General features: G+C 49.1%; 11 protein-coding genes. 8 read left to right on the top strand and 3 right to left on the bottom strand.

Features of this window, described 5'->3' with window-relative positions; genetic code table 11:
- Window positions 1-368: 368 nt before the first annotated feature.
- A complete protein-coding gene (ahcY, locus tag G459_RS0116170; RefSeq protein ID WP_026968573.1) occupies window positions 369-1,688 on the bottom strand; it encodes an adenosylhomocysteinase in 1,320 nt (439 codons plus the stop codon).
- Window positions 1,689-1,764: 76 nt separating this feature from the next.
- Complete coding sequence (locus tag G459_RS0116175; protein ID WP_026968574.1) at window positions 1,765-2,529, bottom strand: biotin--[acetyl-CoA-carboxylase] ligase; 765 nt, start codon at window positions 2,527-2,529, stop codon at window positions 1,765-1,767.
- Between the two features lie 57 nt (window positions 2,530-2,586).
- Here G459_RS0116175 and rsfS point away from each other — a divergent pair, with 57 nt between their 5' ends.
- The 4 genes from rsfS (at window position 2,587) to G459_RS0116195 (ending at window position 6,811) form a co-directional block, all read left to right on the top strand.
- A complete protein-coding gene (gene rsfS / locus G459_RS0116180; RefSeq protein WP_026968575.1) occupies window positions 2,587-2,934 on the top strand; it encodes a ribosome silencing factor in 348 nt (115 codons plus the stop codon).
- Between the two features lie 65 nt (window positions 2,935-2,999).
- Window positions 3,000-5,066 (top strand): ATP-dependent zinc metalloprotease FtsH, encoded by a 2,067-nt coding sequence (gene ftsH / locus G459_RS0116185; protein WP_026968576.1) that lies wholly within the window; start codon window positions 3,000-3,002, stop codon window positions 5,064-5,066.
- 63 nt (window positions 5,067-5,129) lie between these two features.
- A complete protein-coding gene (locus G459_RS0116190) occupies window positions 5,130-5,906 on the top strand; it encodes a UDP-2,3-diacylglucosamine diphosphatase (RefSeq protein ID WP_051315270.1) in 777 nt (258 codons plus the stop codon).
- A gap of 74 nt (window positions 5,907-5,980) precedes the next feature.
- The gene (locus G459_RS0116195) at window positions 5,981-6,811 is read left to right on the top strand and encodes a hypothetical protein (protein ID WP_026968578.1); all 831 of its coding nucleotides are present in this window, start codon (window positions 5,981-5,983) and stop codon (window positions 6,809-6,811) included.
- Window positions 6,812-6,949: 138 nt separating this feature from the next.
- Here G459_RS0116195 and G459_RS0116200 read toward each other — a convergent pair whose 3' ends face one another.
- Window positions 6,950-7,375: an FKBP-type peptidyl-prolyl cis-trans isomerase gene (locus G459_RS0116200; protein ID WP_026968579.1), complete on the bottom strand. Its 426-nt coding sequence runs from the start codon at window positions 7,373-7,375 to the stop codon at window positions 6,950-6,952.
- A 181-nt stretch (window positions 7,376-7,556) separates the two neighbouring features.
- Here G459_RS0116200 and G459_RS0116205 point away from each other — a divergent pair, with 181 nt between their 5' ends.
- The 4 genes from G459_RS0116205 (at window position 7,557) to G459_RS29070 (ending at window position 13,444) form a co-directional block, all read left to right on the top strand.
- Entirely contained in the window at window positions 7,557-8,939 is a 1,383-nt protein-coding gene (locus G459_RS0116205) for a sigma-54-dependent transcriptional regulator (RefSeq protein WP_026968580.1), read from the top strand.
- Complete coding sequence (locus G459_RS0116210; protein ID WP_026968581.1) at window positions 8,929-10,272, top strand: sensor histidine kinase; 1,344 nt, start codon at window positions 8,929-8,931, stop codon at window positions 10,270-10,272. Before G459_RS0116205 ends, G459_RS0116210 begins: the two co-directional genes overlap by 11 nt.
- Window positions 10,273-10,869: 597 nt before the next feature.
- Window positions 10,870-11,259 carry a DoxX family protein gene (locus G459_RS0116215; protein ID WP_026968582.1) on the top strand — a complete coding sequence of 130 codons (390 nt, stop codon included), beginning with the start codon at window positions 10,870-10,872 and terminating at the stop codon, window positions 11,257-11,259.
- Between the two features lie 184 nt (window positions 11,260-11,443).
- Window positions 11,444-13,444 (top strand): sensor histidine kinase, encoded by a 2,001-nt coding sequence (locus tag G459_RS29070; protein ID WP_051315271.1) that lies wholly within the window; start codon window positions 11,444-11,446, stop codon window positions 13,442-13,444.
- Window positions 13,445-13,513: the final 69 nt, after the last annotated feature.

Below are 13,513 nucleotides of genomic sequence, written 5' to 3' on the forward strand. Positions count from 1 at the left end.
AGCCGCCTATCATATTCTCAGGGACAATACCCCTTATAAAGAACCTCAACTCAGGCAGGAGATCATTGATGAACGAAGAAAAGCGGAAATGGAGCGCCTAGAAAAAAGGCTCCAAAAACTTAAATCATTAGCGTCCAACTAGAAAAGGTCGTCTTTTTTTTGGTGGACTATACCCCGAGCATAAAACTGATATCAGACGCTAAGCACCCACAGCTGTTGCCTAAGAGCACGTAGAAAAAACTTTTCTCTAAAGAAAAAACTTAGCCAAAACTGATGTCCTGGAACAACTATGGGGTAAGCTAACCAGACTTTCAGAAAAAAAAAGCCCCGGAATACTCCGGGGCTCTAATAAGCAACTTTCTCTAAAATTAATATCGGTAGTACTCTGGCTTGAATGGCCCCTGAACCTCCACACCGATGTACTGGGCTTGGTCAGCAGATAAAGTATCCAAAGCAACGCCCAGTTTGGCCAGGTGAAGGGAAGCTACTTTCTCATCCAAGTGCTTGGGAAGAACATAGACTCCAGGCTGATAGCTCTCATAGTTTGCCCAAAGTTCCAACTGAGCCAAGGTCTGGTTGGTGAATGAGTTGGACATTACAAAAGACGGGTGACCGGTAGCGCAGCCCAAGTTTACCAAGCGGCCTTCAGCCAAGATCAAGACCTCTTTTCCATCCAATTCGTAAAGATCTACCTGAGGTTTGATCACGTTTTTGGTGTGACCGTAGTTTTTGTTCAACCAAGCCATGTCGATCTCGTTGTCAAAGTGGCCGATGTTACACACGATCGCTTTGTCTTTCATGGACTTGAAATGCTCGCCGGTAATGATGTCTTTGTTGCCGGTAGCAGTCACGACGATATCGGCTTCTTTCACCGCGTCCACCATTTTCTTCACCGCAAACCCGTCCATCGCAGCCTGAAGGGCGCAGATAGGATCGATTTCAGTCACAATCACGCGGGCGCCCGCACCTCTTAGAGAAGCAGCCGAACCCTTTCCTACGTCACCATAACCTGCCACAACGGCCACTTTTCCGGCCATCATCACGTCAGTAGCGCGACGGATCGCATCTACCAGAGACTCTTTACATCCGTATTTGTTGTCAAATTTTGACTTGGTCACGGAGTCGTTGACGTTGATAGCAGGCATTGGAAGCGTGCCGTTCTTCATTCTTTCGTACAATCTGTGTACACCGGTCGTCGTCTCTTCAGACAATCCTCTGATGCCGGCCACAAATTCCGGATATCGGTCCAAAACCATGTTGGTCAGGTCACCACCATCATCCAAAATCATATTCAACGGCTGTCTCTCCTCACCGAAGAAAAGAGTCTGCTCGATACACCAGTCAAACTCTTCTTCGTTCAGACCTTTCCAGGCATACACCTGAATACCAGCTGCCGCGATAGCTGCTGCCGCGTGATCCTGAGTGGAGAAGATATTGCAGGAAGACCAAGTCACCTCTGCTCCCAAAGCCACCAAAGTTTCAATCAATACTGCAGTTTGGATGGTCATGTGCAGACATCCTGCAATTCTGGCTCCCTTCAAAGGCTGAGAAGGTCCAAACTCAGTTCTAAGAGCCATCAAACCTGGCATTTCGGCCTCAGCCAATCTGATTTCTTTTCTCCCCCACTCGGCTAGGGCGATGTCTTTTACTTTGTACTGAACGAATTGTTCAGATTTAATTTCTGACATATTATTGATAGTTAAAGAATTAATAGCATCGAATGCAGGCAAAGTTACCGCTTAAATTCGGGAATTGAAACCCTGCTCAAATATCAGGAAAGGATATTTCCTTCAGACCAAACGTCCGAACTCTACCGTCCGGGAGATTCATCTGAAGCTTGCCTTCTTTGGATATCCCGGAAATTTTCCCCTCAAATTCAATGTCATTTTCTCTAAAAACAGCCCATTGATCCTTGAGGAACAAATGCCGCAGGTAATCCTTCCTGACCTCGTCCATCTTCCCCTTTTTCAACGAAATAAAACCCTGCTCAATATGAGCGACAAGCAATTTGAATAATTCTTCCAAGCCATACTGTCCACCTGTGATCATAGCCAGAGAGGTCGCTTTTGTCGTACCAAACTGGCGCTGATTGATATTCAGACCGATCCCCACCACAGCATACTCCCATCTCCCGGCACTGAGAATATTTTCAATCAACACCCCTCCGATTTTTCCTTTTTTGGGCACGACTAGATCGTTGGGCCATTTCACCTGAAGATCCGGCAGGTAATCCTGCAGGAGTTTCCCTACACTGTTGGAGATCATCATATTAAGGTAAAACTGCTCGGATACGTCGAGAAAATCAGGCTTGAGCACCAGGGAAAAAGTCAGATTCTGTCCCGGCTGCGCCTCCCACGCATTTCCACGCTGTCCCCGTCCCCGAGTCTGGTGATCACAGATGATGATCGATCCTTCCCGAGCCTGACCGCGTCGGAGCAATTCGAGCGCCTTGTCATTGGTGGAGTGACACTCTGGCAGAAAAAGGACTTCTTTCCCCAAAAAAATCGTATTGGCAAGAATTTTATACATAAATTTTCTGTCCGGCTATCTGAGAATCTAATGGCTGGGTAAAATTAAATTAATAATATGACAGCAGAGGCGCTGAGCAAAGTAATCGTCAGGGGAATGGAAGAAAAAAAAGCTTCTCAAATCCTGATATTGGATCTTAGAAAAATCAAAAATGCAATGACGGATTTTTTTGTGATCTGCTCGGGAAGCTCCGACACCCAACTCGAAGCGATCTCAGAATCCATCGAGACGGAGATTCACAAAGCTGGCGAACGCGCTGCTCGACGGGTGGAAGGAAAAAACAATGGCGAATGGGTCCTGATGGACTATTTTGACGTGGTGGTACACATCTTCATCAAAGACAAGCGCGAATACTACGGTCTGGAAGACCTTTGGGGCGATGCCAAGACGACCCTGATCAATTAATCACGGATAAACTTTCGAATGTTTATGCCGTTTTACCTTAAGTTTACAGAACTACCACAAAAGCGATGAGCGAAAAAAATAAGAGTAAAAATTTTGTCCCTAAGGCCCCTCAAAAGCCCGGTTTCCAACTTTGGTTGATTATTGCAGCCGTGCTGGTGCTGCTCGGCCTGACTTGGATCCAGCAGCGGGGAGCGGTTATTGACATCACCCAGAAGCGTTTCGAAGACATGTATACCGCCGGCGATGTAGCCAAAGTGGTGATCGTAAGAAATATGAACCGCGTCGACGTAACATTGAAACCGGCCGCCTTACAAAACACAAAATACAAAACCGAGCTGGAGACCAACTCCTCCTTTTTCAACCCTACCGGACCACACTACGCCTTGCAGGTGACCACTCCGGATAAATTCCAAGAGGACTTTCAAGCATTGGAGGCCGCAGCCCCTGAAGAAAACCGAATCGGCGCCTCTGTCACCAATGAGGAAAACTGGAGCAGCTATTTCGGAAGTTTTGGCTTTCTGATTCTGTTATTTGTGTTCTTCTGGTTTATGATGCGGAGGATGGCCGGCCCATCGGGTCCCGGAGGACAGATCTTCAACGTAGGAAAATCCAAAGCCCAGCTTTTTGACGCGGAGAACAAAGTGAAGATCACTTTTGACAACGTTGCGGGTCTGGACGAGGCAAAGGAAGAAATCCAAGAAATCGTGGAATTCCTTAAGAATCCAGGCAAATTCACCAAGCTCGGCGGTAAAATCCCGAAAGGTGCATTGCTGGTAGGCCCTCCAGGTACTGGAAAAACCTTACTTGCCAAAGCCGTTGCCGGTGAGGCAGGCGTCCCGTTCTTCACCCTGTCCGGTTCGGACTTTGTGGAAATGTTCGTTGGCGTCGGTGCGGCCAGAGTTCGGGACTTGTTCAAGCAAGCCAAAGAAAAGGCACCTTGTATCATCTTCATTGACGAGATTGACGCGATCGGTAGATCCCGCGGAAAAGGCCAAATGCCAGGATCCAACGACGAACGTGAAAACACGCTAAACTCCCTTTTGGTGGAAATGGACGGTTTCGGTACCGACACCGGCGTTATCGTACTTGCCGCTACCAACAGACCGGACGTATTGGACAGCGCCTTGCTGAGACCGGGGCGATTTGACCGTCAGATCTCCATCGATAAGCCGGACATCGTCGGTCGCGAAGCGATCTTCAAAGTCCACCTCGCTCCGATCAAAATCGGAAATGACATCGATCCGAAGAAACTGGCAGCGCAAACTCCTGGGTTTGCAGGCGCCGAAATCGCCAACGTGTGTAACGAAGCTGCTTTGATTGCCGCCCGCAGAAACAAAACGGCAGTCGATATGCAGGACTTTCAGGACGCTGTGGATCGTGTGATCGGCGGGCTTGAGAAGAAAAATAAGATCATTTCTCCGGAAGAAAAGAAGATCGTTGCCTATCATGAAGCAGGACACGCCGTAGCAGGTTGGTTCCTCGAGCATGCGGATCCCTTGGTCAAAGTCAGTATCGTCCCTCGTGGCGTCGCGGCTCTGGGTTATGCCCAATACCTGCCTAAGGAGCAGTTCTTGTACCAGACCGAGCAGCTGATGGACGAGATGTGTATGACACTGGGTGGACGTGCTGCGGAGCAGATCATCTTTGGCAAGATCTCCACCGGAGCGCTTAGCGATCTGGAAAGAATCACCAAACTCGCCTATTCCATCGTGTCAGTGTATGGAATGAATGAAAAGATCGGCAATGTCTCCTTCTACGACAGCAAAAGTGACGGCTACAAGATGACCAAGCCGTACTCCGAAGCAACTGCCGAGATGATCGATCAAGAGGTCAGCAGTCTGATCCAGAACGCCTATGAACGAACGCTTGACTTGCTCAACGAGCACAGAGAGCATCTAGAGGTACTCGCCAAAGAACTCCTCGAGAAGGAAATCCTCTTCCAAGCGGATCTCGAAAGTCTGATCGGCAAGCGGCCTTTTGCCAAAGAGACAACCTATCAGGCTTTTACCAATAAAAAGAAGGAGCCAAAAGTACCCGAGCTGATCGCCGGTGAAGAAGAGGTACCCGAAGAGTCGTCTGACCCACTGACGAGTAAGCCGATTCCGGAGCCGAATCCAGACAATCAAATCTAAATTCCAAAGCCCCGAATATTTCGGGGCTTTCTTATTTTTGTCCCACGACCCTATCTTTCGTACATGCTGGCACCCTCCTTTGACTTCCCCCTACTTGGCAAAAAACTCTATTTCGCGTCCGATTTTCACCTGGGAGCGCCCAATGGAGCAGAAAGCAAGATCAGGGAAAGGAAGATCATCCGCTGGCTGGACTCCGTAGCAGACGACGCCGCTGCCATCTTTCTGGTTGGCGATATATTCGACTTTTGGTTTGAATACGGGCAGGTAATTCCCAAGGGCTTTATTCCCTTCATCTCAAAAATCTCCCAACTGAGGGAGCGGGGGATTCCAATCCTTTTTTTCACAGGGAATCACGACCTGTGGATGAAAGATTACTTCACCCAAGAGCTCGGCGTCCCCGTATACCACCACCCCATCGAGCTAAGCGTATCCGGTCAAAAGATCTTGGTGGGGCACGGAGATGGCTTGGGTCCGGGGGATCGATTTTATAAGTTGTTGAAGCTGGTCTTCACCAACCCATTTTTCCAGTGGCTGTTTCGATGGGTGCATCCAGATCTGGGGATCAAAATTGCCAAGGCTTGGTCTGGCCATAGTCGAATCTCCAACAGTGAGAAAGACGAAAACCGTTTCTTGGGAGAAGATGAGTGGCTTTGGCAGTATTGCAAGGAGATCGAACCCAAATCCCATCATGACCTGTATATCTTCGGTCATCGACACCTCCCCCTCCAACTTCAGGTTTCTGAAAATTCCACCTATTTCAATCTCGGAGAATGGGTCACTCAATTCACCTATCTGGAATATGACGGTACGGAAGCAAAGCTCCAGACCTTCGAGTCATGAAATCGAGCATGTCGCTGACGACACACAGAGGGAAGATTATATACATCTGACCGCTAAAAACGAATTATAAACAGATGAAACTTCCCCTGATTCTCCTTTTTGGATTCTGGTCCAGGATGCTCTTTGCTCAGGAGATCCTGGAATTTTCACGTCCGATTGCGGAGATCCAGATGGAGTCTCTGGACCTTTTGTCACTGGACACCAAGGATCAGATTTACGCAAGCAATACCTCGGGAGACATTTATCTTTTTGACCAAAAAGGGAAGCAAGTGAATGTCTTTTCCCCGACACGTCAAGGTCGCCTTCAGCAACTCGAAGCGTCTTGGACGGTCAATATTTTCAGCTTTTCGTCAGATCTGCAAGAATACAGGGTCTTGGATCGATTCCTGAATCCCATTGCAGAAAACAGTTTTCAGCTCAATGAAATCACGCTTCCCAAAGCCTCAACGCTGGGCAACAACAATGTCATCTGGGTGTGGGATGAGTCGGATCTGTCGATCAAAAGTCTCGACTACCTGCGAAATACCATCACTCAATCCCAGCCGCTCAACCTGATCTTGGGCGCCGAAAATCTGCGGGTGAGTGAAATCCGGGAATTCAAAAACAGGCCGTTCATGAACGTCCCCGAAAGTGGGATCTTCATCTTTGACAATCAGGGAAACTTTCTCAAAAAAGTCGATTTGAAGGTGAATCAACGGATGTGCTTTTATAAGGAAAGTCTCTTTTGGATCGAGGGCGGGAACCTGAAGAGGTACGCGCTGAATTCTCAGGAAACTTTTGACCTGGGCGCTCTCCCGTCCAAAGACATCCTGTACCTTCAAATCGGGCAGGAAAACATTGTATTCGTTGAGAAAAATCTGATCAAGGTCTATCCGCTTCCTGAAGGCTTGAGACAGCTGAAATGACAAATCATCTTCCGGATGCTGCCGGCATAAAAAAGGATGTCCAAAAAAAACCGACAGGATCTCCCCCGTCGGTTTTTCTATGGTCAGTCGCACTGGCATTTGCCCAAAACAAGCTAAGGCTAAGCCAGCAGGCCTCGTTTAGTTGATCGTTACCAGCTCGATGTCGAAGATCAAATCTTTACCGGCCAGGTCGTGATTTGCATCCAGGACGATCTTTTCCTCAGTCAAGTCTACCACGGTCACAGGCATCGGCTGTCCGCCTTCTCCCTGAAGCACCAGTTGCAGGCCGATTTCCGGCTGAATATTCGGAGGCACTTGGCTCAGCGGCACCTCGATCATCATATCGTCTCTGCGCTCGCCATAAGCTTCAGCTGCAGGGATTGTCACCGTCTTTTTGTCGCCGATGCCCATGCCGTAGACGGCCGCATCAAAGCCCTTGATCATATTACCGTCGCCCAGCTTGAAGCCCAGTGGTTCGCGGGACTCGGAGCTGTCAAAAATGCTTCCATCTTCCAGTCTTCCGGTGTAATGAACTTTGACAGCATCTCCTTTTTTAGCTTCCATGAGTTTTTAGAGTTAGTGAAAGACAAAGGTATGGAATATAAACTGTTCGCCCAATCGGACACTATTGTCCGAAAACAGTATATTTCCGTACATTTACGGACACTTTTAACGGGAAATAGACGCTAAATCGCTGGAATTGTACTTGGCACCATTTTCCCACTAGCATCCCAAACAATTGACCATGGAAGCTCAGACACTCGGCAAAATACTGATCATCGACGACAACGAAGACCTGCTCTTCGCTGCCAAAATGCTTTTGAAAAAGCACGCCAAAGAAGTCGTCATCGAAAAAGATCCCCGCAGAATCCCCTTTCTGATCAACAACAACAGCTTCGACGTGATCCTGTTGGACATGAATTTCCGCGAGGATACCACGTCTGGCAAGGAGGGATTTTACTGGCTGAGCCAGATCAAAGAGATCGACCCCAAAGCGGTTGTGATCCTGATCACCGCCTTTGGCGACGTGGAGATGGCCGTCCAAGCGCTGAAAGAAGGCGCGACGGACTTCATCCTTAAGCCGTGGCAAAATGAGAAACTCATCGCGACGCTCTCCGCAGCGATCAAACTCAAGGAAAGCTACAACGAAGTAGATAAGCTCCAGAAGAAACAAAAGCAGCTGCAGACAGATCTCAAAAAGCCTTATGCGGATATCATCGGCGCTTCGGCATCCATGAAGAATATCTTCTCCATCATTGACAAGGTCGCCCAGACCGATGCCAACGTGCTGATCTTGGGAGAAAACGGAACCGGCAAGGAACTCATCGCCCGGGCCATACACGACCGGTCGCTGCGCAAGGACGAGATCTTCGTCGGCGTGGATATGGGCGCGATCACTGAAACTCTCTTCGAATCGGAGCTTTTTGGCCACAAGCGTGGAGCGTTTACGGATGCCAAAGACGACCGAGCCGGAAGGTTTGAGATTGCCGACAAGGGCACGCTCTTTCTGGACGAGATCGGTAACCTGTCCATGCCACTGCAATCGAAACTATTGACGGTGCTGCAGCGCCGTGAAGTGACCCGGATCGGAACCAACAAGGCGATCCCGGTGGATATCCGTCTGGTGTGCGCGACTAATATGCACGTACATGAGATGGTGATGGACAGCACGTTTCGCCAGGATTTGCTGTATCGAATCAACACGGTCGAGATCTTCCTTCCTCCGCTTCGCGAAAGACAGGACGACATCCCGACTTTGGCCAATTATTTCCTGAAAAACTACTCGCAGAAATACAGAAAAAACTTCGTCGGCTTCAAGCCTGCCGCCATGGAGCTGCTCCAGCGCTACCAGTGGCCCGGCAACATCCGGGAACTTCAGCACGCCATCGAGCGGGCGATCATCATGGCCGAAGGCGATGAACTCGACAGCAGGGACTTCTTTTTCCTTTCGGCAAAGCCGGCCTCCGAAAAAGCGCCGACCTCCGTCACGCTCAATCTGGACGACATGGAGCGCAGCACCATCCAGCGGGCGATTGACAAAAACGGCGGAAATATCTCCAAAGCGGCCAAGGAACTCGGCTTGACCCGCGCCTCGCTTTACCGAAGACTGGAAAAATATGGATTATAGAGTTGGGCTGCTGGGCCGTATTGCCCTGGTAGCAGCTTCGTTGTTTTTGCTTGCATACGCCATCATGGGCAGCTGGGGAGTTTTTATGATTTCCCTTTTTCTGATTCTGGTGGTATTCCAGATCATTTTCCTGGTGAGGTATTCGGAAAGTTCCTTCAAAAAAGTGCGGCTTTTCCTCGACAATATCAAGCAGGATAAGTATTCCCAGCTCTACCCGGTAAAGTTTGACGGGACGGAGACGGATGATCTGCACATCGAATTCAACGCCATATTGGCCAAGCTCAAGGAAGATCAGGCGGAAAAGGAAGCCAACTACCAGTATTTTCGCTCCGTGTTCAAGCACTTGAGTATCGGATTGATCACCTTCGGAGAAGATGGCGAAATCCAGATCCTCAACGTCGCCGCCAAGCGAATCCTCAACATCGAAGAGCTCAAAAACATCGCTGAGATCGAAAGCATCAACAAAGAGCTCCACCTGGCCGTTCAAAACCTCCGCACCGGCGGATCCGAACTGATCAAGATCGCCCACCCGGACGGGATCATGCAGCTGTCGGTCTACGTGATCGAACTGCTCATGCGCGGCGAGCGGTTCAAACTGGTATCCCTGCAAAACATCCAGTCCGAACTCGAGGAAAAAGAGATGGAAGCCTGGCAAAACCTGGTTAAGATCCTCACCCACGAGATCATGAACTCGATCGCACCGATCTCATCGCTCGCCGGCACACTCAAAGGCGAGATCGAACAGCGCATCGAAAGCAACGAAAGAGCTTCAGACGAAGAGTTGGAGGATTTTCTGATGGGGATGAGTACCATCGAAAAGCGCAGCGAAGGTCTGATCAATTTCGTCTCGGAATTCCGCAGCCTGGCCCATATCCCAACTCCAAAATTCGGAATCATCGGCATCTCAAAACTCTTTGACCAGCTCGAAATCCTTCTTCAAAACCAATTGGAATCCCAGGGAATCTCCTTGGAAAAAGACCTGAATCCAAAGGAACTGATCCTCTTTGGCGATCAGACTCAGATCGAGCAGGTAATGATCAATCTGCTTCAAAATGCCATCCAGGCACTGGAAGAGGCCGAAGTCAAGCGCATCACGCTGAAGGCGTTCATTGACGAAGCGGGCAAGATTATCCTTGAAGTTTGCGACACCGGCAAGGGCATCGAGGAAGAAGCCCTGGGCAAGATCTTCATCCCCTTCTTCACCACCAAAAAGAAAGGCTCGGGCATCGGCCTCAGTCTCTCCAAGCAGATCATGCGACGTCACAAGGGTAATATCCAAGTCCGCTCAAAGCTCGGCGAAGGCACGACGTTTAAGTTGATTTTTAACGGGTAAAGGCCAGTAGGTGGTAGCCAGTCCCGGTGCTGTGTCACGTTGAGCGGAGTCGAAACTACTATTGGTAGGCAGTCTCAGTATTCGGTCGCAGTAAAGTAGGCAGTAGATCCAAATCTCGCCCTGCCGGAAGCAACAGTCCCAATGAGTGTAGTGATTTCGGGGAGCATGGAACATGTCTCCGATTTCTTAGCTGGGAGAGGAACGTTCCATCAAAAACCAGGAACGATGTACAAAAATGTAAGAACGTTGCTGCAAAATGGTCCATCGATGGTCAAAAATATAGGAACGTTGCTGCAAATTTGACCGACGTTGGTCCAAATTGGAGGAACGATGGTGCAAATTGGAGGAACGTCCGAACTGTAGGAGGAACGATGGTGCAAAATGGTGGAACGATGCACCTACAGAAGCATTCACCCACCTGTAGGTACAAATTTTTCTATTTTTCCAAATAAAATTCCGCCGTTCGACAGGTTTGATATCCGGTTTGACCCGCGCTCTGCCCTCCCCTGTCGTATATCCCCTCTCAGAATGTCGGGAATAGTGTCGCTGACTTGGTTTTGCCCGACCTAATTTTGGTTACACAAAACAACTACGACAATGAAACCTTCCAAATCTACTGTTATTACCTACTGGGTTGCCACAACTTTTATCTTCCTGTTTGAAGGAGTGATGCCCGCACTTTACTCCCAGAGCGAGCTGGGCAAGGAAGGCGTCCGGCATCTCGGCTATCCCGACTACTTCGGACTCGCGCTGGTCGTCTTCAAGATCGCTGGCTCCATCCTAATCATGATTCCCGGCCTTCCCAAACGGGTGAAGGAATGGGTCTATGCAGGCTTTGCCTTCGACTTCATCTTTGCCAGCATCAGCCATTGGGCGGTGGACGGCATGGGCTTTCAGACAATCATGCCCCTGATTATCTTGGCGATCCTGATGGTGTCCTATGTCTGCTACCACAAGATCTATGGATCCAAGGCAATTGCCCTGTAGGCGGCCGTCTAATGGGTCATTCCAAGTCCTGGGGGAGACAGCCCGAAAAGGATTTGGGCACGGTCAAACACTAAGATTTATAGAGAAATTTGCTTTTCCCCCGGAGTTTGTAGATGTTAGTCAAGCGACACCCTCGTTGAGTACCTCACTTGATTTTTAACTACCCTTGTTAAGTAGCATCTCTTTGATTAAAAAAAGGCTGCCATTGACAGCCCAAATCCTGACGGTTTTGGGGCTGGTCTTTATTGTCAGTTGGTTTTTGGACATCCACATTCTCCTTCAGGTATTTCCAGACCTTCCCGGGATCAAGTTCAATTCAGCACTTCTGCTTGCTGTCGCCGGGATTTGCTCCTGGCTTTGGGTCACCGGCAAATCGATCCGAACGGCCCGGATCTTGGGGTTGATCATCTTGCTGATCGCTTCTGTTTCTATTGCACAGGATTTCCTGAAGATCAGTTTTGGCATCGATGAATTGTTTGTCAAAGACAGCATTGGAAGATCTCAGGGAAGCATACATCCCGGACGGATGCCCGGCATGACAGCCATCATCTACCTGCTGTTTGGATCAGCGATTCTGTTTTTCACCAAACGTCCTCCCAAGCTATTGGCAGGACAGCTCCTCCTCCACGGGATCAGTTTACTGACTTTTATTGCGCTGATGGGATACCTGATGCGTGTGCCGGATTTCTACACACTGTCTTTTCTTGCCGGAGTGTCCCCCAGCATCGCCCTAATTTGGTTTATTTTCTCTTTGCTGTTGACCCTCAACCAGCCTCTAAAGGGAGTCACTGGGCTACTCATCGGAGAAAAGAAGGGAAGCGCACTGGCCCGCAAGCTGACGCTCAGGTTCATTCTGGCGTTGATTATCCTCAGCTATATCTGGATAGAGGTGCAGCGTATGGACTTGATCCAAGTCGATTTTGGTACCATGCTCTTTGCAATTAGCTTCCTGATCGTGGGCTTGATTCTGATTTGGGATTCTGCCGCTTGGCTCAACACTTCTGATGAAAAACGGGCTTTGGCAGAAAACGAACTCCTCCTGACCAAGCAAAACCTGGAGAAAATGGTGGAAATCCGCAATCAGGAATTGAAGGGAATCTTAGATTCGGCAGCGGTGTCGATCATTGCGACGGATAAGAACGGGCTGATCCGACATTTTTCGAAAGGAGCCGAACGTATGCTTGGCTACGATGCCAAAGAGATCGTCGGGAAGATAAAATTTGAGCAATTTCATGTCAAGGACGAAGTCCAGGCCAAAGCATCTCTGATGAGCGCCCAAACCGGTATTACCGTCGAAGCGAAGGACGTCTTCACCCTTTTTCCCCTGCAGGGAAAGACCCACTCTGACGAATGGAACTACCTGCGAAAGGACGGTTCCACGCTACCTGTTCAGCTCAACATCTCGCAAATCACCTCAAACAAAGGGAAACATCTCGGGTTCATCGGCATCGCTACGGACATTAGCCAGTTGACAACCTCCCGCAAGCAACTGAAAGACCTCCTTGATAAGCTGGAATCCAAAAACAGGCAACTCCTCAATTTTGCCCACATTATCTCCCACAATCTCCGCTCGCCGGTGAACTCGCTGGATGCGCTGATCAACTTCTACAAGATCGAGGAAGAGGAGCAGGAGAAAGCAATGCTTTTTGGCTTGGTGGAAGAAGTGATCAAAAATCTCCTCGCCACGATGGAAGAGACGATTGATGTCTTGAGGGTGCAGGAAGACACCGACCAAAAGATCGAGAGCGTCTCTTTGACGGAGATTTTTGAAAAGACCAAGACTGCGCTGATCGGCAAGATCATGGAGTATGGGGCGGAAGTGGACGTGGATTTGTCAGAAGTTACCGACCTGGATTTCTCCAGATCCTATCTGGAAAGCATCTTCCTCAACCTGATGTCCAACTCCCTGAAGTACCGGCATCCAGACCGTCCCCCTAGACTGACAATCAAGTCAGGAATCGACCAGGAACGTCCTTATCTGACCTTTGGAGACAACGGAATGGGTATTGATCTTAAAAAACACGGAGAGAAAGTGTTTGGCATGAATAAGACCTTTCACAAAAATGCGGACGCCAAAGGAGTCGGGCTCTATATCGTGAAAACCCAGCTCGAGTCTTTGGGTGGAAAGATCAGTATTCAAAGCCAGGTAAATGAAGGCACCACCTTTCGGATCGACTTTCGGTAAATCCGGCTAAAATCCCGCAAAAACCGACTCACAATCCCAATTTCTGCACGGTTTATTTTTCGCCGTTTT

It is taken from the genome of Algoriphagus terrigena DSM 22685 (assembly GCF_000429445.1).
Lineage (GTDB): Bacteria > Bacteroidota > Bacteroidia > Cytophagales > Cyclobacteriaceae > Algoriphagus > Algoriphagus terrigena.